Consider the following 23,802-nt stretch of genomic DNA (forward strand, 5'->3'; position numbering starts at 1 on the left):
AACACAAAAGGAGTTCCTATGAGTGAAAGATTAGTCCTAGGTCCTTTATTATCAGTAGAAAGTGATAATAAATATGTGGTGTGTTTTTTAAGTAAAACAGAATCAATTTTTTCTGTCCAATTTAATAATACTAAAGTTGAAGCAAAAAAAATTGCAACTTTAAAATATGGTTTTTTTTATAGAGTTAGCTATGCTATTAACCAAACAAATAAATCAAATTTTGTTAACTATAAGATAATTGATATAAAATATGGACGAATAATAAGAGATTCTAACTATAGAGATTCTTGGAAATTTTATATACCATCAATGAAAGAAGAGATAAACTATACTTCAACAACCTTTGAAAACTTATCTAAAGTAAATAAAATTCATAAAACTAATCCCTACTCTTTAATTCTAATTAATGGAGCACATATTAATACTAATAAATTATGGACAAATATTATTGAATTATTAATATGGTCAAAACTAAATAATTATTCTAAAATAAAAGTCACAACTTCTAAAAAAATTCATGAGAAATTAAATGATTATTATGAAAAAAGATATATTGAAAAGTGGAATGATAAAGAGATGTCTTTAGCTTTAGCATCAATCCCAAGTATAATGATGTGGGAAGACAGAGATGTTTTTCATGGTTGCAATACTTGCTCAAAAGATTTGATAAATTGCGATATATACAAATCAATTTTTAAAGTAGCTAGAAAATATTTTGAAATATTTCAACTAAAAACTATAAAAAACGAGACTCTTCTTACTAAAGATAGAAGCCATTTCTCTATTTGTTTAAAATTTAGAAATCACCATATATTAGCATTAGATAAATTCTCTTTATCTAAAATAGTATAAAATAGAAGAAAAAGCCTAAGCTTTTTTCTTCCAAATTGTCATTTGTGAAATTGTATGTTGATATTTTCTATTAGTTTCTTTGATTACAAAAGGTACATCAATAGTATCTAGTAATTCAAAATCAGATAATTCAGTTTTTAGTGTATCTAAAGTATATACTTCTTTATTATCTTTAATATATCCACCAAGCCAGTTTTGTTTTGGAGTATATTCTTCAAGCCAAGTATAAGGACTTAGTAAAACTAAAAGTCCATTATCATTTATTCTACTTGGAATATCATCTAGGAATTTTTTTGGATAATATAACCTATCTATTAGGTTTGAGCAGAATATTAAGTCATACCCTGTATAAATATCTTTTAAATTACAAGCATCACCTTGCATAAATGATACTTTATTTTTAATATCTTCCAATCCAAGTTCTTCTAAAGAAACTGACTTTTCATCAAATAACTCGCCCTCTTTTTTAACTTTATAAATTAAAGAATCATATTTTTTTAATTTAACTCCAACATTAATAAAGTTTGCACTAAAATCAATTCCCATAACTTCATCAAAAGTTTTAGCTAGTTCAAATGTTGACCTACCTACTGAACATCCTAAATCTAAAGCTTTTTTATTATCAATATCTTTTAAATATGGTTTTAAACTCTCAACTGAGTTTACACAGAAGTTTTTAACTCCAAAGTTTTCTGCTCCATAATGGAACTCACAATATTGAGAAATAAGTTCATCTGTTTCGTATACATTGTCGTTTAATTTTGTTCTATATTCATTGTCTGATTTCACGTATCTAAATCCTGCATGTTGGAAGAAATGCTTTCTAAATGCATATCTTGCTTCTCTTAAGATCTCATTTCCTAGTGAAATAAAAGATCCACCTTTTATAAGTGCATGTCTATCATCAAAAGTTGGTGTTGTAAAATCGTCATATATAGGATGTGTTTCAAATCCATCAAATGGATAAGTTGGAGTAATAGACCATTGCCATACATTTCCAACTACATCATAAAACTCATCAAACTTATATTTATCAACAGGACTTTGATTGAACTGTTTTAATCCTATGTTAGCTTCCCCATTTTCAACTTTTACTTGAGCATTTACATAATCATTTAATCTATAATATTCATCTTCACTTGGAAGTCTAACTTCAAAGCCTAACTTTTGTGATTTATATTTACAAAATGCCTCTGCTTCATAAACATTAATATCTACTGGATAGTTAAGAGGTAATGGCACTATTCTATTAATTTCTCTTAAAAAATATTTTCCATCCTCTTTTATCCAAAAAGTTGGATGCTTAGCTTGAGTGAAATCTAACCACTCTTTTCCTTCTTTTGAGAATAATTCAGGTTTATTATATCCACCCTCTTTCACAAACTCTAAAAACTCACCATTTGAAACTAAGTATTTAGAAGCTTTAAAATCTTTGATTGTTGCTTTGTGGAAAGAGAATTCATTATCCCAACCATAGTAAATTGGATTTGCTCTATCTTTTTCAATGACAACATCTCCACCTTTGACAACACAAAGTTCATTTTGTGGATATTCTTCACTTTGTTCTTCTCCATATTCAAATATTTCATCAGTTGATAAATATTTAATATCTAGTTCTCGCAGTAGTACTGAAGAAGTCTCTATATGAATATTCTCATGTTCAATTCCCATCATAATAATCCACATAGGAGATTCCCAATTTATAGGCATCGTAAACTCAATCGTATCTATTAAATTTAATACTATTTCTTTTACTTGTGCTCTATACTCTTTAATCTCTTCGAAAGTTGGCCATTTGTAGTGTTTTGATTCTAAATCATCCCAACTCATTTCATCAACACCAATAGCAAATATTGATTCAAAATCTTTATTAACTCTATCTTTTAGTATATTTGCTAGTATTAATTTATTTACAAAAAATGTTGCAGTATGTCCATAGTAAAAAACTAAGGGATGTCTTAGTCTATTTGGTTGTTTATATATAAAATCCTTCTCTTTTAGTAAGTCAAAAAGTTTTTCATCTAATTCATAAGTTTGTAAAAAATATTCTTTAATCTCTTCTCTTTTTTCTTCAATAGTACCAACACTTAAATTTATAGTCTGAGATCTATAATTCATTCTATTCCTTTTATTTTTTCGTCTAAAAAATCTAAACTTGTTATTTTATTTGTTTTTATAAACTGTTTGTATGTATTTAATAGCTGATTCAATTCATTGGCATCAACTAAATTAATATGTTGACGTAATCTTTCGACTACAGATATATTATCTTTTTTTAATAAATCAGCACTTATATAGTTTTCTATTAAAAGCATTCCTAATCTTTTTATAGAAGCTGTTGAATCTAAAATATCTATTGCTTCTTGACTTAGCTTATAAATTTCATTTGCAAGTAAAATATCTAAGTTTTTATCACAAGATAGTTTACACAATACATTTAAATTGTAATTATGAATTACAACAGGCATCTCATCTCTATCCCCTACACTCTTTTTGAGATTCATACCTATTTTCCCCAATTTAATTGATTTGGTAATAAAATTGCTTTCTAAGCTTTCAAGATACTTAAACCTATATGCAATAGCCATATTTACAAATGTTGCTCCATATTCAAATGAACCAAGAGTAGGTATAGATAAACACTTTTCATAAAATTTTATAGCTTCATCATAGTTTTCATTCCACTCTTCAAAATTAGCTTTTATATTATAATAATGCCACAACCAAATCGCTTTATTATCTCGTTTATGAGAAAAAAGCAAATTTTCTAACTTTTCTAATAATAGATTACTTTCCTCTTTAAGTTCAAGATTCCTTTGACTTACAATAATCCATAGTTTTCTTTGTAAAAACCTAATATCATTTTCAAGTGGCAACTCATTACTTTTTTCTATTGTTTTAGGTAATGAGTTTAATGCTAATTCAAAATTTCCCATTCTCTCATGTAAAGAAGAGATATTTATTCCATATGTAATTGGATTTAATTCAAATAAATATTTATTTATCAATATCGCTTGATTAAAGTATCCATTTCTTTCAAATAAATTTGACAATATATTTAAACTATCAACACTGATATTTCTATAAAATGTTTTTTGTTGTTTTTCAAAACTACTGATATCTTCACAATCAAACATTTCACCTGCAATATCAAACCAATATTTTTGAATTAACTCATAATCTTGCTTATTTGAAATTGTAATAATTAGCTTCTCAATTATTCGAATTAGCCTTTTTTCATCAAGAACTAAATCCTTAACATAATAATATAAAATAAGTAGAGAAATTGGATTCTCAAATTTTTCCACACACTCTTCTATATGATTTCTTAAATAAAAAGCTAATTCATTCTGCTCTTCTGCAAGATTAATATATTTCATATTTTTAGAAAATAGAACTTGATTAGAACTTTTTTGAATAAGTAGATTAAAATCATCAAAACTTCTGTTAATAAAGTTTTGAAAACCAAAAACTAGCTGTGTAGAATCCTGAGCATTTTTAATAAAATTTTTACCAGAAAATTCAAATAGTTCTAAAGATATGATATTCTCGATATCTTTTCTATTAATTATTTTCGTTGAACACAATTGCATCATTGATAATACACTTTTCTCTTGAGTTGACATAAGAACTTCATAGTTTACATATGGTTTATGGTCCTTTTCATTTACAATATTAAGAGTTAAAAGTTCATATTTATCCAAAAACTTTTTTACACTTTTTACTTGATCATTTCTAACATAAAAAGATATATTTTGAAACTTATTAACTATTACATTAGTAAAAACTTTCCATATCCAATGATTGTTATTTTCTAAATCAAAATTATAAAGATTTATTTTTTGCTTTCTATCTAAACTAGATATAGCTGCTTTTAATCTTTTTATTTTTCTAATATCTTTATTGAACCATGAATAAATTAACTCTTTAAATTCACTATCCTCTCCATCTAATAAAGAAGGCATCAAAAATAAACCAAAAATAAAAACAATTACAAAAAAAGTTGATACCCAATCAGAAAATCTCCATTCAAATGGCATTTCAAATATGATTTTTTTTAATAAATCTTCATAAATAGAAACAGATAACAAAGCAAATAAAATTACAATTATTGAAACAAAAGATATAAATATTTTTAAAACACTCTTTTTAATATTAAATAAAGATTTTGACTTACCTATAAAGTCATTAAAATCATTTTCAAATTTATCAAAAGTATCATTTTCACAATAGGTTATATTAATTTCATTATCAGCTTTTTCAATACAACTATCAATTTTATTTTTTCTATTTGATTTATTAAATGAAGCAGTATATATTGTACAATTGCTCTGTTTCACTACTTTTCAACACCCTCTTTGGCAAATTTATTTTGAATGGGGTCACTAAAATTGTAAGTTCCTTCTTTTAATAAAAAAGGGTAATTACTAAAAGTTTCCTCTTCAAACTCTTTTTTATAATTTGCTGAGTAATTATTTAAGGCAGTTCTAACTAAGTCAATATATTTAGCAGGTATATAACAATTATGACATCCGACTTTTGCAATTTTTTCTTCATTTGTAGTCATAAAAGCAATTAAATCTTCATCAATATTAGAGTTATTTAAAATATTTTCTTTTTTGATTGTTATACAAGAGTAGTTTTTTTCTCTAAGTTTTAAAAGTTCTAACTCTTTATCTGTAATTTTTATTACAACTCCTAAAGCTATTTTATCTTTATCTTCTTGAAGATTTAAAAAAATGCCATTAGCATTTTTCATATCTTCAAAATCAATATTTTCTATTGAATTCCAAACTTTTTTATAACCTTTTATTTTTATAGGTATCAAATCATTTTGGCTCAATTTTCGCTCAAATGATTTTTGTGCACTACTTAAATTTATTAAAGATCCAAAGCCAAATAAATACATTACACTATTTTCTCTTTTGCTACAACAATTCCATCTGTATCAACATAAATATAATTGCCATTTTCAATATCAACACCATCAATATTAATTGTAACTCCAATTTCACCATCTTGCTGTGGAGAGTATTTTCTAGGACAAGTACCTTTAGCTAATAAACCTGTATCAAAATCTTTAGTAATTAAAGTATCTCTAACGTATCCATTAACTATAATTCCCTCAAATTTACTATCTGTTGCAAATTTCATTAAATTATCACCAACTACAGCAAAATATCTCTCACCAACATCAACAACAACAATTTTTCCTGTACCATCGTTGTTTTTTAAATATTGGGCTAAATCTTTATTATTTTTATCTAATTTTACTGTAACAACCTCACCTTGAAATTTTCTTGTTCCACCATATGATTTAAAATTTGGTCCTAAAACTTCTAATTGTTCACAATAATTATCACATAAATCTGCAGTAAAAAATCCCATTATTTATCCTTAAATTGAAAATATTATTTTAAATTATATTATCTCATTTTAGATTTAAAATCTACTTATTTTCACTTTCATTATACAATTTTGATATAATCTTTATCAATATAAAAGGATTATTAAAATGAAATTATTACTACTTTTTTCTGCGCTTATTTTAATACTACTTACAGGTTGCTCTCAAAAAAAACTAACAGTAAGTGCTTTACATCCAGGAAAAGTTGAGAAGAAATATCACTCAATAGGGATTTTTAATTTTATTAACGATGATATTAATCAAAAAATATCACTAGAAGAAGCCCTTGTAAATAAAGTAATAAATGGGAAAAGAGTCTTTAATTTAAAGTATGATAATGACGTTGATGTAATTTTAAATGGAGAAGTATTAGAATCATCACTTTTTCTAAGACCTTATTATAATGAAAAAATTGATTATAACAGATGTATAAAATTTAGTGAAGAAATAAGAGAAAAAGATAAAAAAACAAAAGATAAAAAAGTAAAAAGAGTGTGTGAAAGATATAAAATCATTAGGGTTCCTTGTGAAGAGAGGGATTACAAGGTATCTACAAAAGTTGATTTAATTGATGCAAAAAATAGAAATTTACTTTTCACTAAAATTTATACAAATACTTATAGTGAAAATTTTTGTTTTAATAATCACCATAGAAACTATATACCACACCAAATACCAAGAAATAAATATGAAATCAACTCAAATCTAGCATCGGAATTATCAAATGAAATAATAAAGGATATATCACCTCATTATGTATATTTTAATATCCCAATTATGAGTGAATTAGATGACAATAAAATTAAATATTTAGATACACAAATAGATGACTTTGATTTAATTATCGATTTATTAATTAGTGGAAATATTGAAAAAGCAAAAGAAAAACTTGAGAGTTTTGATGCAAGAAGTGTAGAAGCTATTTATAACTTGGCTTTAATATATGAATATAAAAATCAATTAGAATATGCACATAAGTTATATAAGCAAGCCTATAAAATGACAGATAATATTGAATATTTAAGACTTATAAATAGTGCATTAAATAGAACAAAAATTAATCTAGAAGAAAAAATAAAAGCAAAATCACAACTACCATAAAGTATATACTCTTACCAAATTTTAACGATTTTTTTAGTATATTAAATTTTTATTATAAATATTAAAATTTTTAAACTTTAAAAGGTTAATACAAAGTGTCAATTAATAAATTTAACTATACTGCAATCAGTGATGATTGTGTAAAATGTGGTAAATGTAAACCCGTGTGTACAATATTTAATATAAATCAAGATGAAGCAACTTCTCCTAGAGGTTTTATTGATTTATTAGGTGCTTATGAAAGAGATGAGTTAGAACTAGATCAAAATGCAAAAGATATTTTTGAATCATGTTTTTTATGTACAAACTGTGTTGAAGTATGTCCAAATGACTTGCCAACTGATATGATTATTGAGCAAGTAAGAAGTGATATTGCAAAAAAATATGGAATTGCTTGGTATAAAAGAATGTTCTTTTGGTTATTAAGACATAGAAAAACTATGGATTTATTATCTAAAATGGGATGGATGTTCCAAACATGTGCTTTAAAAATAGATAAAAGTAAGCAATCTGCAGAACCTAGATTTAGCTTACCAATTGTTAAAAAAGATAGAGCTTTACCATTTGCTGATATGAGAAGTTTTTTAAATAAATACCCTCAGTTAATAAAAGCAAAAAACAAAGTTGAAACAATTGATAAGAAAAACAAAGTTGCAATTTTTATTGGTTGTATGAGTAACTATACATATACAAATACAGGAGATTCTTTAGTAAAGATTCTTAAAAAACTTGAACTAGATATTTTTATTCCTAAAAAACAATTATGTTGTGGAGCACCAGCTTATTTTACTGGTGATTTTGATACAGTAGATTATTTAGCAAAAAAAAATATTGAATATTTTGAATCTTGGATTGATGATGTAGATGCAGTAATTATTCCTGAAGCTACATGTTCTGCAATGATTAATCAAGATTGGGAACACTATTTCCATGATCAACCTGAGTGGAAAGCTAGAGCAGTTAAATTATCAAAGAAGATTTTTTTAGCAACTAAATGGCTAGAAAATAATACAGAGTTAAAAAATATGCTTGCAAGTTCTGGAAAACAAATGGAACAAGTTGTTACTTACCATGATCCATGTCATGCTAAAAAAATGCAAGGTGTTTGGCAAGAACCAAGAAACTTATTAAAACAAAACTATGTAATGACTGAAATGAGTGATTCTAATAGATGTTGTGGTTTTGGTGGTGTTACTATGCAAACAGAAAAATATCACTTCGCAAAAGCAGCAGGTGCACCAAAAGCAGCTATGATTAAAGAAACAAAAGCACAAATTGTAAGTGCTGAATGTTCTGCATGTAGAATGCAAATTACAAACTCTTTATATCAAGCTAATGTTGATGTAGTATTTAAAAATCCAATTGAATTAATTGCTGAGGCATTAGAAGATTAATATGCAGTATTGGCAAAATATATACTCAAATTTTGATCCTGTTGCTTTTAATTTAGGTCCCGTATCAGTTCACTGGTATGGGATTATGTATGCTTTAGCTTTAATTTCTGCAATATTTATCGCGAAATGGTTTATCAAACATGATAAGCTACCTATATCTAATGATTTATTTGATTCATATATTTGGTGGGCAGAAATTGGTGTAATTTTAGGTGCAAGAATTGGTTATATAATATTTTATGACCCTAATAGTCTTTATTATTTAACTCATCCTTGGCAAATATTTAACCCCTACGTTAATGGTGAATATGTAGGAATCTCAGGTATGAGTTACCATGGTGCTTTATTTGGATTTATTATTGCATCATTACTATTTTGCAAAAAAAACAAGGTTTCTTTTTGGTTTTTAGCTGATATTTCTGTATTAGGTATATCAGCAGCTTATGTATTTGGAAGATTAGGGAATTTTTTCAATCAAGAGCTAATTGGTCGAACAACTGATGTTTCATGGGGTATTTATATAGATGGTGTATTAAGGCATCCTTCTCAAATATATGAAGCAATATTGGAAGGTTTAGTTGTTTTTGCTATATTAGTTTACTTTAGAAACAAAAAAAGTTTTGATGGGCAACTAGCATTAATGTACGGTGCTTTATATTCAATTGCCAGAATTATTGCAGAATTCTTCAGACAACCTGATGTACAATTGGGTTTTTTATGGGGAGAGTGGCTTACAATGGGAATATTACAATCGGGAATAGTACTTACTATTTGTATGGTTGTTTATTTAAATTTAAAAAAAATAAATAGTTAAAAGTTTAACTATTTATTTTGTAATTCATTACCATATCCAGACTCTTCTGCTAATTCATTAATTTTATTTTTTAGTAAATCTAATCTCCAACCATGCCTACTTGCAAAATTCTCTATTTCAGCTTCTCTTTGTTCAGGTGTACAAAAAACATAAATTCTTTTCAAGAATGGCTTAGGTACTTGAATAGCAATTAATTGAAAATAGTTTTCTTTACAACTTCTAGAACAAAAAGCTTTACTCATAGCAATCTTTTTTTTGCAGAACGGACAATGGGACATTATTTTTAACCTTTTATAATTAGTTTATAGAACTTAGCATTTGTGACATCTTGAAGAAATTTGGGATCTATCTCATGAAGAGCAATAATATCAATCAACTTATTATTCATAAGCCAACCACGGCCAGTATCAACTATCTTGTTTTCCTCAAACATCTGGACTAATTCCTCTTTGGAAACGATCAGTTCTTCCATATTATAACTTTTTTATTAAGATTTTGCAAATACTGGTATTTCTAAGATTTAGAAATACCTACAGTGTAACCTTTATTTGAGTGATTTCTTATAATTTCATAGTAAGTTTTTTGTCTGATTTTATTAACAATATTTCTCATTGTATAAATTGACATATCCTTACCTTTCCAAACCACATCTTTAATTGTATCATAATCTACAATTTCATTTCTCTTAGCAATTAATAATTTTAAGAAAGATTTTTCTAATCTTGTAAAATCAATTAAAGCTCCACCAGGTCTAAAAAACTGATCTCTATATTCATCAAAATAAATACCTTGATCAAATTCAATTTTATCACCCCTTTTAGTTTGATTTAAACACATTATTACTGATAGCTTAATGTCTTTTGGTCTTAAAGGTTTTGATAAAAATGTATAGGCACCATAATTCACTGCTGTTACAATATCTTCATTATCTTCTGAATCTGAAATTATAACTTTAGGTAAAGTTGGAGCAACTTGGCTTAATTCTGAACAAAGCTCAGAAAAACTTATTCCTTCAATATTTGTATCTACAATAACCATATCATAAGTATTAGAACAAGCTAATTCTAATGCATCTTCTTTATTTGTTGCTAATTTTAATTCTTTAAAATAGTCATCAAATTCAGTATCAATAGTTTCACTGATTTTTTTATCACTACTTATGAAAAGTAACTTTGCATTATATAGTTTTCTTATATTTCTTACAGTTTTTAACATAATTTTTCTCTTTTTTTATTGATTTTTGACATAATAATAACAAATATTTTTTTATTTGTCAAAATAATAACGAAATATAATGTGTTATTAAGTCAAATTTAAGACTTTAAATACCTATTTTAATTCTTGCCAAGAGTCACCAATTGATTTACTAACTTTTAAAGGAACTTTCAAATTATACACATTTTCCATTATCTGTGTCAATTCTTTCGTTATTTCATCCACTTTATTTTCTTGAATTTCAAAGATTAACTCATCATGTATTTGTAACAAGATTTTCACAGAACTATTATTTTTATATTTTTTATAAATCTCTAACATAGATAATTTAATTAAATCTGCAGCACTTCCTTGAAATAAAGTATTAACTGATTCTCTTAAATATGCAGCTTTTTGCATTCCATTTGCACTGTCAAAATCAAAAATTCTTTTTCTTTTTAATAATGTTTTTATGTATCCATGTTGTAAGGCATAATCTTCTATAGAGGCTAAATAATCTTTTACACTCACAAATGCCTCAAAATATGATTCAATATATTTTTTAGCCTCTTTAGCTGGAATTCCTAAAGTATCTCCTAATTTTTTACTTCCCATACCATACAATAATCCAAAGTTAATTGATTTTGCAATTGATCTTTTCAAAGCAGCCTCTTCTTCTCCAAAAATCTTAACTGCTGTTTGATGATGAATATCTAAATCTGCATTAAAAGCTTCAACTAAAGCAGGATCTTCACTAAAATGAGCAAGAAGTCTTAATTCAATTTGAGAATAATCAATTCCGACTAATTTGTATCCCTTTTTTGGAATAAATGCTGACCTAATTTGTGCCCCTGCTTCACTCTTAACTGGAATATTTTGTAAATTAGGATTCTTAGAACTTAATCTTCCTGTTGCCGTCCCTGTATGTAAAAATGAAGTATAAACTCTATTTTCATCATTTTTTAAACCTAATTCTAAAAGTGGTTCAATATAAGTTGATTGAAGCTTAAATGCTTCTCTATATTTTAAAAGTAAAGGAACAACAGGGTGAGCATCTATTAAGCCTTGTAAAACAACTTCATTTGTACTATAACCTGTTTTTGTTTTTTTCTTAGTCGGTAAACCTAATGTTTCAAAAAGAATGACCCCTAACTGTTTAGGTGAATTTATATTAAATTCAACGCCTGCTGTTTCATAAATATCTGAAGTAAGTTTTTGAATATGTTCATTGTTGTTTTTCTTTAACTCTTCAAGCTTATTAACATCTACTTTTATTCCATTTCTTTCCATCTCTAAAAGTACAGAAATAAAATCAAATTCGTAATCAAATGCAATTTTTAATAAATCTTCATTATTAGTTTCTTTAAATACTTCTAATTGTTTATTATAAAGTTTTAGAGTCATTAAAGCATCTTCTGCAGCATATTCACAAGCTTTAGCTATGTCAACATTTGAGAAATCTTCACCTTTCTTTACTATATCTTTAAAAGATATCATTTTATGGTCAAAGTATTTATCTACTTGATAATCTAAACCTACTTTTTCACTTGTGTTTAAAAGCCATGCTAATATCATAGTATCAGCATATAAATTTAATTCTATATCTAAGTTTTGTTTTACTATTTCAAAATCATATTTAAAGTTTTGTAAAACAAGTTTATGTCTATTTAACTGGATAATATTTTGTTTTGCACTATCTAAAGATATTTGATTTGGTACACCTAAATAATTATGAGCAATTGGGACATAATAAGCTTTATTTTCTTCATAAGCAAAAGAGAAACCAACAATTTTTGCATTCTTAACATCCACATCAGTAGTTTCAGTATCAAATGCAACAATTGCATCTCTTGGAATAGAATTTATTACAAGTGAAAGTTTACTGTCATCTGTTATTAACTCATATTGAAAATCCTCTTTTGGTTCTTGCTTTTGAGGAATTGAAGTTTTATAGCCCATTCCATCTTTATTAACTCTATCTAATATCCTATTCATGTCATATTCAATTAAAATGTCTGCAATTTTTAATATTGGATTATCATTGGGTAAAATGAATTCATCTAAATTATCAATACAATGACAATCAGTTGACAAGGTAACAAGTTGTTTTGAAATAAAAGCCATCTCTTTACCTTCAGTCAGTAAAGTTTGCCATCTTTTTTTCTCAATATTTTCTAAATTTGCATAGATATTTTCTAATGTTCCATACTCTTTAATAAGTGCTTCTGCTGTTTTTGCCCCTACTCCTTTAACACCAGGAACATTATCAGCACTATCTCCAAGTAGTGCTTGATAATCTGTAAACTGATTAGGATGAACACCATATTTATCGAAACATTTTTCTTCATTAATTACAGTTTTTTTAATTGGATCGAACATATAAACTTTATCATCATCAATTAATTGATATAAATCTTTATCATGGGATACAATTCTAACTTCTAAGCCTTTTTGTTTTGCATCATGAGCAATTGAAGCTACAATATCATCAGCTTCAAAGCCAGTTTTAATAGCAGTTTTAAACCCCATTTTCTCTATCCATGAAATAGCAATAGGAAGTTGTTTTAATAAATCTTCTGGAACATCTGGTCTATGAGATTTATATTGGTCATAAATCTCATTTCTAAAAGTATCCCCTTTTGCATCTAGTGCAAAAACTATATAATCTGTTTGAAAATCTTTTCCAATATTAGAAACAAAATTCATAAAACCTGTTAATAGTCCTGTAGGGAATCCACTTTTTGATTTAAGTGGTGGTAGTGCAAAATAGCTTCTAAATAAAAATCCAAATGTATCTATAACTGTAATCGTTTTCTTCATATAATCATCTCTTTCATAGTCTTATTAAAGTATTTATAATATAATATTATCTCTAAAAATAAGGTTTTATATAAAGGTTAATAAATGATTATAATCCCAGCAAGATTAAATTCTAGTAGGTTTGCAAATAAAATATTAGTGGATATTTTAGGTTTACCAATGGTAATTAAAACAGCAAAACAAGTTAGTTCATTAGATAAAGTAGTTATTGCAACTGATTCACAAGAGGTTATTGATTTAGCCTCAGAACATGGTTTTGATGCTGTTATGACTTCAAGTGATCATCAAAGTGGTACAGATAGAATAAATGAAGCAGTTAATAAATTAAATTTGAGTGATGATGAGATTATTGTAAATGTTCAAGCAGATGAGCCTTTTATAGAACCAGAAGTTATTGAAGCTGTAATTAATAGAGTTAAAACAGTCGTTGAAAAAGATGAAGATATTATGATTACTTCTTGTTATAAAGAAATTTCATCTGAATTAGCAGATGATTCTAATCATGTAAAAGTTGTATTAGATGAAAATTCAAATGCAATATATTTTTCAAGGGCAAAAGTTCCATATCATAGAGATCATTATGAGAATGCTGTTTATCATGGACATTTAGGAATTTATGGATTCACAAAAAAATCATTAAATGAATTTTGTTCATTAAAACCTTCTAGATTAGAAAACTTAGAAAAGTTAGAACAACTAAGAGCTTTAGATAATAATTATAATATTACGATGGTAAAAGTTGAATCTAAATCTTTTGGTATTGATACACAAGAAGATTTAAATAATGCATTAAGAATTTTTCAAAATAACTCTTAAATAAGCTTTATTCTGTAAATAGTTTAGTAAAGTAACATTAAAGGTTTTTTATGGAAAACTTTAAATAATTTTTTAATAGGTCAAAAAATGCACTTTGATATACAGGTTAGTAAATCTGCACAAAATATACTTAATAACTATTTACAAGAATTAGAAGTTACACTTTTAAATGTTAATTTTAAATATGATTCTGATGTAAATAATAAAGAGGCTCATCACTTACTAATTATTGATATTGAAGATAATAACCTACACAAAATGGTAGATTTATATATTAAGTCTAATAGATATGTACTTTTTTTAAGTGATAAGTCTAATGTAAAAGATTATATTTCAAATATAACAAAGTTTGATATTATAAAAAAACCAATAGATTTTGAAGATTTAGTTTTAAAAGTAAAAAACTACACTAACTTTTTAAATAATGATTTACTACTAAAGCAAGAACAAGAACTTTCTAATTCAATTATAAACAGTATCTCAAATCCTATTTTTATTACAGATGGTAAAAAAGTTTTATTTGCTAATGACTATTTTTACAGACTAGTAGGTAAATACTCTTTAAAAGATATTAATAACAAATATGAAGATATAGGAGATTTATTTGAAACTGAAGAGGGCTTTTTAAACAACATTAAAAAAGATTGGTTAGCACAAATTAGTCATAAAAATTGTAGAGTATCAATTTTTGATAATGAATCATTAAATAAAAAATATTACACTTTACAAAAAATATATTTAACCCATAATCAAACTAATATCATAATTCTCAATGATATTAGTCATGAAATAACTCATAAAAAAGAGCTTTATAATTTACTTTACACAGATAACCTTACAAAATTACCAAACAGAGCAAAATTAATAGATGAACTACAACATAAAAGTGTTAAGCTTCAAGCAGTTGCTATTTTAGATATAAATTCATTTAAAGAAATTAATGATTTTTTTGGACTTAGAATTGGTGATTATATTTTAAATGAAATATCAAAGCTTATAAATAGTTTTATAGATAAATCATGTATGAGGCTTTATAAATTTCCATCGGATACTTATTGTATTACATATACTAAAGATAATCAAAAATTATTTACTAAAGTAATAAAAGAGATACATGAAATAATTTATAAAAAAGTATTTCTTATTGATCAGCATGAAATTGATACGAGAATTACTTCAGGTATTTCATTTTCCCACAAAAACAATAAACTAATCACTGCAGATATTGCTTTACAGTCTGCTAAAAAAGATAATAAAGATTTTGTAATTTTTTATGAAGAGCTTGATAAATTTCAAGAGTATGAAAATAATATGCTTTGGACAAAAAAATTAAAAAATGCTTTTTTAGAAGATAAAATTGTTGTTTATTACCAACCTATAGTTAATAATAAAACTTTAAAAATAGAAAAATATGAATGTTTAGTTAGAATGATAGATGAAAACAATGATGTAATTTCGCCTTTTTTCTTTTTAGATATTTCAAAAAAATCAAAACAATATACTAAAATCACTAAAATAGTTATAGAAAAAGCTTTTAAAAAATTTAGTAATTTAAATTTTGAATTTACAGTAAATATTTCTTATGAAGATATTGCTGATCCTGACTTTTTAAGATTTATTAAAAATGCTTTAAAAACTTATTCAGTAAAAGATAAAGTTGTATTTGAAATTTTAGAGGATGAAAATATAAAGAATTATGAACTTTTAATTAATTTTATAAATGAGATTAAGAAGTTAGGTTGTAAAGTTGCTATCGATGATTTTGGTTCAGGGTATTCAAATTTTGAACATTTACTAAAAATGAAAGTTGATTATTTAAAAATAGATGCCTCTTTAATAAAAAATATTGCTATAGATGAAAACTCGTATAAAATCACAAAAACAATTATAGAGTTTGCTAAAAATCTCAATTTACAAACAGTTGCTGAGTATGTTGAAAATAAAGATATATATAAAATAGTGAAAAATTTAGGTGCAGATTATTCTCAAGGATATTATTTCTCTCAGCCCCTAAAATCTCCTGAACTATTAAATTTTAAATAAACTTAAGAGAAAATAGTTTATTAAAAACTAAAATCTTCTCCTAAATAATGTTCTCTAACTTGATCATTATTTTTTATCTCTTCACTAGTTCCACTTGCAAGTAAAGCCCCTGCTTTCATAACATATGCTCTATCACAAATTTCTAGAGTTTCTCTTACATTATGGTCTGTTATTAAAACACCAATATCTATTTTAGTTAATTGATGAATAATCTCTTGAATATCTTTAACAGCGATTGGATCAACTCCTGCAAAAGGTTCATCAAGAAGTAGAAACTTTGGTTGAGAAACTAAAGCCCTTGCTATTTCTGTTCTTCTTCTCTCACCTCCTGATAAAGAAACACCCTTTCTTTGTCTAATAGGTTCAATATTAAAAAGTTCAAGTAACTCTTCAACTCTTTTATGTTGTTCATCTTTATCATTTGTAACTATTTGTGCTGCTAACATTAAGTTATCTTCAACAGATAAGTCTTTAAAGATAGAAGATTCTTGAGGTAAATATCCAATCCCTTTTAAAGCTCTTTTATGTAAAGGTAAGTTTGTAATATCTTTATCATCGAAATATATTTCACCACTACTTGGTCTAACTAATCCACATACAGTATAAAAAGTTGTTGTTTTACCTGCACCATTAGGTCCTAATAAACCTACAATTTCTCCTGAATTAACTTCAAGAGAAATACCATGAAGTATTTGAGTCTTTTTTATATTTTTAGTAATATCAACTATTCTTAAATTATGCATCAATCTTATATAGCCTTTTATTTTCTAATTTTTCTATTTCTACAACTAAAACTTTATATCCATAATCATCTAATATATCTTTTAGTTCATCATCTCCCCACTCTACAAAGTGTATTCCCTCTTTTTCAAACTCTTCTAGCATTCCTAAAGAGATAAATTCACTTAAAGTTTTGTTATATACATCATAGTGATAAATTTTATCAGAATATACAGCTTGAAGAGAAAAAGTTGGAGAAGTAACTAAATCTTCAAGTTCTAAATACTTAACAAAGTTCTTTACTAAAGTAGTTTTTCCACTTGCTAAATCACCTCTTAAAATTACAACTGTATCTTCATCATTTATTTTTTCATCTAAATATTTAACAACTGTATCAATTTCAGATATATCTAATTCAAATTTTTTACTCAAAATAAATCCTACTTTAGTTGATTAGATACTTTAATTAATTCATCAAGTTTTTCTTTTGCTTTTCCACTTAAAATTGCATCTTTTGCTATATCGATACCATCTTTCATATCTCTAGCTTTTTCATCAACTATTAATGCAGCTGCAGTATTTAATAATACAATATCAAGTTTAGCACCCACTAATTTTTTAGATAAAATATCAGAAGTTAATCTTGCATTAAAAGCTGCATTTGCTCCTACAATATCATCTTTAGATGCCATTTGCATTCCGTAATGTTCTGGGTTAATCTCAAAATCTTCAATTTTTCCATTAAACATTGAAGTAGCATATGTCACATCAGAAATCGAAATTTCATCCATACCATCATTTGATGAAACCACAATTGATCTTTTTGAATCCAAAAGGTCTAAAGCTGTTGCAATTTTGTTTATATATGTTTTATCAAATACACCTATTAACTGTTTTGTAACACCTGCTGGATTAGATAATGGTCCTAAGATATTAAATATTGTTCTATGAGGAATACTTTTTCTTATAGGCATAATATATTTCATGCACGGATGATGATTTTGTGCAAACATAAATGTAAAGCCTGTATCTTCTAGCATTTTTGCACTATTTTCTAATGATAAATTTAAATTAATTCCAAGTGCTTCAAGCATATCAGCACTTCCTGATTTACTTGTGATACTTCTATTTCCATGTTTTGCTACATAAGAACCACAAGCAGCAAGTAAAATTGAAACTGTTGTTGAGATATTAAAAGAGTTTGATTTATCTCCACCTGTTCCACAATTATCAATCAATTTATCTTGCAAACTATTATGAATAGGAAGAGGAATTAAATGATCTCTCATTGCACTTGCAGCACCTGCAATTTCAGCTGCATCTTCACCTCTTTCGTAAAGTTCAACTAAGTACTCTTTAACTTCATCTTCTGGTAATCTATTTTCAAAAATATCATCAAATTTTAGTTTTGTAGTATTAAACATTTTCTATCCTTTTTACATACTCTTCCATTTTTGATTTTGGTGTAGATTTTGTTGTTGGAATTTGTAAAACTTGAAATTTATCACTTCTTTCTAAATATCTAATTTCTATAATATCACCAACTTTTACTTCTTTTGATTTTTTTACACTTTGGTCATTTATAAAAACAACTTTATGCTCTAGCATGTCTTCAGCAACTGCTCTTCTTTTAGTTATATTTACTGCATTTAAAAATTTATCTATTCTCATAAAGTAGATTATAGCTAAGATTAGATAAAATATGCCCTTAAAAATAATAACAATCATAGGATAGTTTATGAGTAAAAAAGATATCAACAAAGTTGTATTAGCTTATAGTGGTGGGCTTGATACATCTATTATTTTAAAATGGCTTCAAGATGAATACAATGCTGAAGTTATTACATTTACTGCTGATTTAGGTCAAGGTGAAGAAGTAGAACCAGCAAGAGCAAAAGCTATTGCTTGTGGAATTAAACCTGAAAATGTATTTATATTAGATATTAAAGAAGAATTCGTAAAAGATTACGTTTTCCCAATGTTTAGAGCAAACGCAATTTATGAGGGTGAGTATTTACTAGGTACTTCAATTGCAAGACCTTTAATTGCTAAAAAATTAGTTGAAATTGCAAATGAAAAAGGTGCAGAAGCTGTATCTCATGGAGCAACTGGAAAAGGAAATGACCAAGTTAGATTTGAAATTGGTGCATTAGCATTAAAACCAGATGTTAAAGTTATCGCTCCTTGGAGAGAATGGGACTTAAACTCAAGAGAAAAATTATTAGCATATGCTAAAGAGCATGGTATTGAAATTTCTCAAAAACATATTGATAAAGATGGTAACCCAGCAGTATCTCCATACTCTATGGATGCGAACTTACTTCACATCTCTTATGAAGGTTTACATTTAGAGAATCCAAATAATGAGCCAGAAGAGTCTATGTGGTTATGGACAAACTCACCTGAAAATGCACCTGATGAGGCTGAATATATCACTATAGGATATAAAAATGGTGACCCAATTTCAATTAATGGAGAAGAACAATCTCCTGCAATATTATTAGAAAACTTAAATAAACTTGGGAATAAGCACGGTATTGGAAGAATTGATATCGTTGAAAATAGATATGTTGGTATGAAGGCACGTGGTTGTTATGAAACTCCAGGCGGAACTATCATGTTAAAAGCTCACAGAGCAATTGAGTCTATTTGTTTAGATAGAGAAGAGGCTCACTTAAAAGATGAGTTAATGCCTAGATATGCTAAGTTAATTTACCAAGGATACTGGTTCTCACCTGAAAGAGAAATGCTTCAAGCTGCAATTGATAAAACTCAAGAAAATGTAGAAGGTACAGTTAGATTAAAACTTTACAAAGGAAATGTTTCTGTTGTAGGTAGAGAATCTGAAAAATCATTATATGATGATGCTTACTCAACATTTGAAGAAGATGAAGTATATAACCAAAAAGATGCAGAAGGGTTCATTAGACTTAATGCATTAAGATTTATCATCGCTGGTAAGAAAAACTCAAAATAATTAAAATTAGGGTGAATTTACTTTCACCCTATTCTCACATTTAACACTTCAAAAAAACTTTTAATTTTTGTATCCAAATTGTAATTCTTAAGTATTATGATTGTTTCACTAAAACTTGTGGAACAAAATATGAATTATCTAAATGATTTAGAACAACTGATTAAAATCAACTCATATACAAAAAATAAACAAGGTGTAGATGAAGTTTCAAAACTTATGTCTACTTGGCTTGAAGAATTAAACTTCTCAACTATTATCTATGAAAGAGAAAACATAGGTAATCATATTTTATTTAAATCTACAAAAACTACAGGTACAAAAATACTACTTTTAGGACACAATGACACTGTTTTCCCACCTAATACTTATGAAGGTTTTTCAAAAGATGATAGATGGATTTATGGACCTGGTGTTTGTGATATGAAAGGTGGAAATATTGTTGCACTAGAATCACTTAGAAATTTATTTAATCAAAATGGAAAAATCGAAAATATTGACTTCTTATTAGTTAGTGATGAAGAGACAGGAAGTGATGATTCTAAATTACTTACAAGTGAACTTGCAAAAGATTATGATTTGTGTTTTGTTTTTGAAGCAGCTGGAGCAAATCTTGAAGTTGTTACAGCAAGAAAAGGTGTAGGAACTTTTAAAATAAATATTACTGGAATTGCTGCTCATGCTGGAAATCACTATGATAAAGGTAGTGATGCAAACTTAGAAGCTAGTTATAAACTGCAAGAACTAATAAAACTTACAAACCTTAAATTAGGAACTACTGTAAATGTAGGAAAAATTAATGGTGGTATTGGAGCAAATACTATTTCTCCTACTTGCGAATTACTTTTAGAGATTAGATATACAACAACAGATGAGAAAAATAGAGTTTTAGAAGCTTTAAAAACTATTACTAATACAGCTTATGTCAAGGGAACAACTTCTATTTTAAGTGGTGATATTCAAAGAGATGTTATGGAAGAAAATAAAAAACAACTTGAACTTATAAAAGAGATTGAAAAAATTGCAGAGACAAAAATATTTACTGAAAAAAGAGGTGGTGTTAGTGATGCAAATATAGTATCAAGTTGTGGGGTAACTACACTTGATGGTTTTGGTCCATTTGGTGATGGAGACCATACTATTAAAGAAAGAGCATTAATAACCAGCTTTGAACAAAGAATTCAACTAATGACAAAAATATTAAATCACTATCAAATCTAAAAAGGAAGTAAACTAAATGACAAAAAGAAAAATTGGTATGTGGCTATATCAAAATGGTGGTGGAGATAAAATCCAAAAAAAAATTATTAAACAGTTAAAAGATAGAGATATTGAAACTATTGCTAATCTTAATCTTAGAGATGCAATTGCAAAAAATGACCATATAATTTATGATATTGATAATAGTAATATTAAATTAGATAAATTAGATTTATTCTTTTCTTACAATGCAGGTGAACAAACACCCTATCAAACTTTTTTATATAAAGCTTTAAACAAAGTTATACCCATGATTAACTCTTATGAAGCTTTTGAATTAACAGAAGATAAATTCCAAACATCATTTTTTTTAAGACAGCATGGTATTAATACTGCTGATTATAAACTTTGTCATAGAGATGATGTTCACAGACTTAGTGATGTAATGAAAAAATGGAAAAAAATGGTTTATAAACCAACAGATGGTTGGGGAGGAATTGGTTTAACAAAAATAGAAAATGAAGAAGCTTTAGATATGTTAATTCCATTTTTGAATCAAGTAAATTTAAAATATTTTTATGTAGAAAAATTTATAGATTACGATAACACAGATTATAGAATTGACATAGTTGATGGTAAATTTGTTGGATGCTATGGTAGAAAAGCAGCAAAGGGACATTGGAAAACAAATGTCACAAGTGGTGGAAGTGTATTTTTAAGAGAACCAAATGACGAAATTATTGAACTTGCAAAAAAAGTTACAAAATTAACAGGTTTAGACATAGCTGGTGTAGATATTATTTATGATAGAAAAAAAGAAGAGTATGTTGTATTAGAAATAAATGGTATTCCAGCTTTTGCAACACCAGAACAAGAAAAAATGGGATTAGATTTCAATAATAAAAAAATAGAACTAATTGTTGATTTAATAGATAAAAAAACAAAAAATAAAGGGCTGTACAAATGAAAAAATTACCAAAAATAGGACTACTATACTTAGATTATGTTTTAAGATTCTTTGATAAATCTAACTTCAAAGGTTGGAGTGATAAAATTGAAACTGTTACTTATCATTGGAAAAATGATAAGGATAGATTTATTAAAGAAGTAAAAAAGAAGAAAATAGAAGTTCTTATTGGTAATATTCCAGCAACCGCTTATGATACTTTTGTAGAAATAGCAAAAGAATTACCAAATGTTAGATTTGTACCATCAATTGAATCTCAATTTGCAAATAAGTCAAAAGAAAATGTAACACTATTTTGTGAAAAATATAATTTATCAATACCAAAAACTAAAATTTTTTATGATAAGAAAAAGGGTATGAATTACCTAAAAAATAAAGCTTCATATCCACAGATTATTAAAAGAAGCTACGGTGCTTCTAATTATGGTGGTTACTATGTTCACAAAGTGGACAACTATAAAGAAGCAAAAACTCTTTTAGAAAATAAAAAATATAATCCTATTTATACTCAAAATGCAATTGATTTAAAGGATTCAGGTGATATTAGAGTAATGTTAATAGGACATAAACCAGTTTGTGCTTTTTGGAGATATTCAGGTAAAGACCAATGGATAACAAATACAAGCCAAGGTGGTAGTATGAGTTATAAAAATGTTCCAATGAATGCACTTGAATTAGCAGTACAAGCAAGTAAAGCTGCGAAAGCTGAATATTATGCTTGTGATATTGCTATTAGTGAAAAAACATCAAAAGCTTATATATTAGAGTGTGCAACAGCATTTGCAGCATTTCCTTATATTAGAGATTGGATTTGTCAATATATCATGTGGGACTTATCAAATGGAAAGTTTAAAAAACCACATGTTCCTTTATTCTCATGGGAAGAATTAGGAAAAATAGATTCTAGTTTATTAAGAACTATGAGGCATATTGGTTTTAGTAAATATAAACCAAGTTGTGATGGAGAGTATTTAATCAATGATAAGACAGATACTTATGAAATGGAACTAACTCAACAAAGTTTACAAAGTGATGTTCCCAAAACAGTTTCTTTTGAAGATTTACCAATTAACATAAATAAACAATCAAAAAAAAGTACCAAAATTGAGTTAAAAAAGATTGATTTAAATTTTGCAACATTAACAGATTTAATGAGTCTATACGGGATGGAAGATGATTTAGCTTTTGAGATTGAAGAGTATTTAAAACACAATATAATAACAGATATAACAGATTTATTAGAAATTGAATCTATTGATGAGAATATGATTAAAACTTGGGATAGCTACATAGATGATATGAGAGTTGATATCAATAAAGTTAATATTGATACACTAAAAAAAATAAAAGGAATTGGTAGCAAGTTAGCAAAAATAATAATAGATTATAAAAAAGAAGTTGAAGAGATAAAATCAATTGATGAACTAAAAAAACTTGAGGGTATTGGCAAAAATAAATTTGCTCAATTAAAATCAAGATTAGTTGTTATAGGAGAATAGC

22 protein-coding genes are annotated in these 23,802 nt (G+C 26.6%); 10 read left to right on the forward strand and 12 right to left on the reverse strand.

What is annotated here, in order from left to right; genetic code table 11:
* The first annotated feature begins 18 nt into the window (after positions 1-18).
* Positions 19-852, forward strand: coding sequence for a metallophosphoesterase family protein (locus APAC_RS07725; RefSeq protein ID WP_130233567.1), 834 nt, complete (start codon positions 19-21; stop codon positions 850-852).
* Positions 853-867: 15 nt separating this feature from the next.
* On the opposite strand, the gene ovoA is transcribed toward APAC_RS07725, so the two are convergent.
* From ovoA to rraA, 4 genes are read right to left on the reverse strand one after another with little or no spacing between them, the layout of a single operon-like run.
* A complete protein-coding gene (ovoA, locus tag APAC_RS07730) occupies positions 868-2,970 on the reverse strand; it encodes a 5-histidylcysteine sulfoxide synthase (RefSeq protein WP_130233568.1) in 2,103 nt (700 codons plus the stop codon).
* A complete protein-coding gene (locus tag APAC_RS07735) occupies positions 2,967-5,192 on the reverse strand; it encodes a hypothetical protein (protein WP_130233569.1) in 2,226 nt (741 codons plus the stop codon). Before APAC_RS07735 ends, ovoA begins: the two co-directional genes overlap by 4 nt.
* Positions 5,192-5,761, reverse strand: a complete 570-nt coding sequence (locus tag APAC_RS07740; protein WP_130233570.1) for a gamma-glutamylcyclotransferase — start codon at positions 5,759-5,761, stop codon at positions 5,192-5,194. The genes APAC_RS07735 and APAC_RS07740 overlap by 1 nt, the downstream gene beginning before the upstream one ends.
* Positions 5,761-6,240 (reverse strand): ribonuclease E activity regulator RraA, encoded by a 480-nt coding sequence (gene rraA, locus APAC_RS07745; RefSeq protein WP_130233571.1) that lies wholly within the window; start codon positions 6,238-6,240, stop codon positions 5,761-5,763. Before rraA ends, APAC_RS07740 begins: the two co-directional genes overlap by 1 nt.
* A 127-nt stretch (positions 6,241-6,367) precedes the next feature.
* Between rraA and APAC_RS07750 the strand changes: the two genes are divergently transcribed.
* From APAC_RS07750 to lgt, 3 genes are all read left to right on the forward strand, one after another.
* Entirely contained in the window at positions 6,368-7,360 is a 993-nt protein-coding gene (locus APAC_RS07750) for a hypothetical protein (RefSeq protein ID WP_130233572.1), read from the forward strand.
* A 95-nt stretch (positions 7,361-7,455) separates the two neighbouring features.
* Entirely contained in the window at positions 7,456-8,754 is a 1,299-nt protein-coding gene (locus APAC_RS07755; RefSeq protein ID WP_130233573.1) for a (Fe-S)-binding protein, read from the forward strand.
* Between the two features lies 1 nt (position 8,755).
* On the forward strand, positions 8,756-9,568 hold the full coding sequence (lgt, locus tag APAC_RS07760) for a prolipoprotein diacylglyceryl transferase (RefSeq protein ID WP_130233574.1): 813 nt from the start codon (positions 8,756-8,758) through the stop codon (positions 9,566-9,568).
* A gap of 8 nt (positions 9,569-9,576) precedes the next feature.
* Here the strand turns inward: lgt and APAC_RS07765 are convergent, their stop codons facing one another.
* The 4 genes from APAC_RS07765 to polA all read right to left on the reverse strand — a co-directional run bounded on the left by APAC_RS07765 (position 9,577) and on the right by polA (position 13,582).
* Entirely contained in the window at positions 9,577-9,810 is a 234-nt protein-coding gene (locus tag APAC_RS07765; protein ID WP_237673351.1) for a hypothetical protein, read from the reverse strand.
* A 41-nt stretch (positions 9,811-9,851) separates the two neighbouring features.
* Positions 9,852-10,040 carry a hypothetical protein gene (locus tag APAC_RS07770; protein WP_130233576.1) on the reverse strand — a complete coding sequence of 63 codons (189 nt, stop codon included), beginning with the start codon at positions 10,038-10,040 and terminating at the stop codon, positions 9,852-9,854.
* 41 nt (positions 10,041-10,081) lie between these two features.
* Positions 10,082-10,783: a response regulator transcription factor gene (locus APAC_RS07775; RefSeq protein ID WP_130233577.1), complete on the reverse strand. Its 702-nt coding sequence runs from the start codon at positions 10,781-10,783 to the stop codon at positions 10,082-10,084.
* 114 nt (positions 10,784-10,897) lie between these two features.
* A complete protein-coding gene (polA, locus tag APAC_RS07780) occupies positions 10,898-13,582 on the reverse strand; it encodes a DNA polymerase I (protein WP_130233578.1) in 2,685 nt (894 codons plus the stop codon).
* An 84-nt stretch (positions 13,583-13,666) separates the two neighbouring features.
* On the opposite strand from polA, the gene kdsB reads away from it, so the two are divergent.
* Positions 13,667-14,398, forward strand: a complete 732-nt coding sequence (gene kdsB, locus APAC_RS07785) for a 3-deoxy-manno-octulosonate cytidylyltransferase (RefSeq protein ID WP_130233579.1) — start codon at positions 13,667-13,669, stop codon at positions 14,396-14,398.
* 87 nt (positions 14,399-14,485) lie between these two features.
* Positions 14,486-16,441: an EAL domain-containing protein gene (locus APAC_RS07790; protein ID WP_130233580.1), complete on the forward strand. Its 1,956-nt coding sequence runs from the start codon at positions 14,486-14,488 to the stop codon at positions 16,439-16,441.
* A gap of 20 nt (positions 16,442-16,461) precedes the next feature.
* Here APAC_RS07790 and lptB read toward each other — a convergent pair whose 3' ends face one another.
* From lptB to APAC_RS07810, 4 genes are read right to left on the reverse strand one after another with little or no spacing between them, the layout of a single operon-like run.
* Positions 16,462-17,184 (reverse strand): LPS export ABC transporter ATP-binding protein, encoded by a 723-nt coding sequence (lptB, locus tag APAC_RS07795; RefSeq protein WP_130233581.1) that lies wholly within the window; start codon positions 17,182-17,184, stop codon positions 16,462-16,464.
* The gene (gene tsaE / locus APAC_RS07800; protein WP_130233582.1) at positions 17,177-17,593 is read right to left on the reverse strand and encodes a tRNA (adenosine(37)-N6)-threonylcarbamoyltransferase complex ATPase subunit type 1 TsaE; all 417 of its coding nucleotides are present in this window, start codon (positions 17,591-17,593) and stop codon (positions 17,177-17,179) included. Before tsaE ends, lptB begins: the two co-directional genes overlap by 8 nt.
* 8 nt (positions 17,594-17,601) lie before the next feature.
* Positions 17,602-18,585 carry an anthranilate phosphoribosyltransferase gene (trpD, locus tag APAC_RS07805; RefSeq protein WP_130233583.1) on the reverse strand — a complete coding sequence of 328 codons (984 nt, stop codon included), beginning with the start codon at positions 18,583-18,585 and terminating at the stop codon, positions 17,602-17,604.
* The gene (locus APAC_RS07810; RefSeq protein WP_130233584.1) at positions 18,578-18,832 is read right to left on the reverse strand and encodes a S4 domain-containing protein; all 255 of its coding nucleotides are present in this window, start codon (positions 18,830-18,832) and stop codon (positions 18,578-18,580) included. The genes trpD and APAC_RS07810 overlap by 8 nt, the downstream gene beginning before the upstream one ends.
* A 67-nt stretch (positions 18,833-18,899) precedes the next feature.
* Between APAC_RS07810 and APAC_RS07815 the strand changes: the two genes are divergently transcribed.
* The 4 genes from APAC_RS07815 to APAC_RS07830 all read left to right on the forward strand — a co-directional run bounded on the left by APAC_RS07815 (position 18,900) and on the right by APAC_RS07830 (position 23,801).
* Positions 18,900-20,138 (forward strand): argininosuccinate synthase, encoded by a 1,239-nt coding sequence (locus APAC_RS07815; RefSeq protein WP_130233585.1) that lies wholly within the window; start codon positions 18,900-18,902, stop codon positions 20,136-20,138.
* 129 nt (positions 20,139-20,267) lie between these two features.
* The gene (locus tag APAC_RS07820) at positions 20,268-21,356 is read left to right on the forward strand and encodes a M20 family metallopeptidase (protein WP_130233586.1); all 1,089 of its coding nucleotides are present in this window, start codon (positions 20,268-20,270) and stop codon (positions 21,354-21,356) included.
* Positions 21,357-21,372: 16 nt separating this feature from the next.
* A complete protein-coding gene (locus APAC_RS07825; protein WP_130233587.1) occupies positions 21,373-22,302 on the forward strand; it encodes an ATP-grasp domain-containing protein in 930 nt (309 codons plus the stop codon).
* The gene (locus APAC_RS07830) at positions 22,299-23,801 is read left to right on the forward strand and encodes a helix-hairpin-helix domain-containing protein (protein ID WP_130233588.1); all 1,503 of its coding nucleotides are present in this window, start codon (positions 22,299-22,301) and stop codon (positions 23,799-23,801) included. The genes APAC_RS07825 and APAC_RS07830 overlap by 4 nt, the downstream gene beginning before the upstream one ends.
* The last annotated feature ends 1 nt before the right edge of the window (position 23,802 follow it).

The organism is Malaciobacter pacificus, assembly GCF_004214795.1.
In the GTDB taxonomy this organism is placed as follows: domain Bacteria; phylum Campylobacterota; class Campylobacteria; order Campylobacterales; family Arcobacteraceae; genus Malaciobacter_A; species Malaciobacter_A pacificus.

Excerpts from the sequence above, each read along its gene's own strand:
- APAC_RS07725 (WP_130233567.1), top strand. The coding sequence starts at position 19 with ATGAGTGAAAGATTAGTCCTAGGTCCTTTATTATCAGTAGAAAGTGAT.
- ovoA (WP_130233568.1), bottom strand. The coding sequence starts at position 2,970 with ATGAATTATAGATCTCAGACTATAAATTTAAGTGTTGGTACTATTGAA.
- APAC_RS07740 (WP_130233570.1), bottom strand. The coding sequence starts at position 5,761 with ATGTATTTATTTGGCTTTGGATCTTTAATAAATTTAAGTAGTGCACAA.
- rraA (WP_130233571.1), bottom strand. The coding sequence starts at position 6,240 with ATGGGATTTTTTACTGCAGATTTATGTGATAATTATTGTGAACAATTA.
- APAC_RS07750 (WP_130233572.1), top strand. The coding sequence starts at position 6,368 with ATGAAATTATTACTACTTTTTTCTGCGCTTATTTTAATACTACTTACA.
- lgt (WP_130233574.1), top strand. The coding sequence starts at position 8,756 with ATGCAGTATTGGCAAAATATATACTCAAATTTTGATCCTGTTGCTTTT.
- APAC_RS07765 (WP_237673351.1), bottom strand. The coding sequence starts at position 9,810 with ATGAGTAAAGCTTTTTGTTCTAGAAGTTGTAAAGAAAACTATTTTCAA.
- APAC_RS07770 (WP_130233576.1), bottom strand. The coding sequence starts at position 10,040 with ATGGAAGAACTGATCGTTTCCAAAGAGGAATTAGTCCAGATGTTTGAG.
- APAC_RS07775 (WP_130233577.1), bottom strand. The coding sequence starts at position 10,783 with ATGTTAAAAACTGTAAGAAATATAAGAAAACTATATAATGCAAAGTTA.
- polA (WP_130233578.1), bottom strand. The coding sequence starts at position 13,582 with ATGAAGAAAACGATTACAGTTATAGATACATTTGGATTTTTATTTAGA.
- kdsB (WP_130233579.1), top strand. The coding sequence starts at position 13,667 with ATGATTATAATCCCAGCAAGATTAAATTCTAGTAGGTTTGCAAATAAA.
- APAC_RS07790 (WP_130233580.1), top strand. The coding sequence starts at position 14,486 with ATGCACTTTGATATACAGGTTAGTAAATCTGCACAAAATATACTTAAT.
- lptB (WP_130233581.1), bottom strand. The coding sequence starts at position 17,184 with ATGCATAATTTAAGAATAGTTGATATTACTAAAAATATAAAAAAGACT.
- trpD (WP_130233583.1), bottom strand. The coding sequence starts at position 18,585 with ATGTTTAATACTACAAAACTAAAATTTGATGATATTTTTGAAAATAGA.
- APAC_RS07810 (WP_130233584.1), bottom strand. The coding sequence starts at position 18,832 with ATGAGAATAGATAAATTTTTAAATGCAGTAAATATAACTAAAAGAAGA.
- APAC_RS07815 (WP_130233585.1), top strand. The coding sequence starts at position 18,900 with ATGAGTAAAAAAGATATCAACAAAGTTGTATTAGCTTATAGTGGTGGG.
- APAC_RS07820 (WP_130233586.1), top strand. The coding sequence starts at position 20,268 with ATGAATTATCTAAATGATTTAGAACAACTGATTAAAATCAACTCATAT.
- APAC_RS07825 (WP_130233587.1), top strand. The coding sequence starts at position 21,373 with ATGACAAAAAGAAAAATTGGTATGTGGCTATATCAAAATGGTGGTGGA.
- APAC_RS07830 (WP_130233588.1), top strand. The coding sequence starts at position 22,299 with ATGAAAAAATTACCAAAAATAGGACTACTATACTTAGATTATGTTTTA.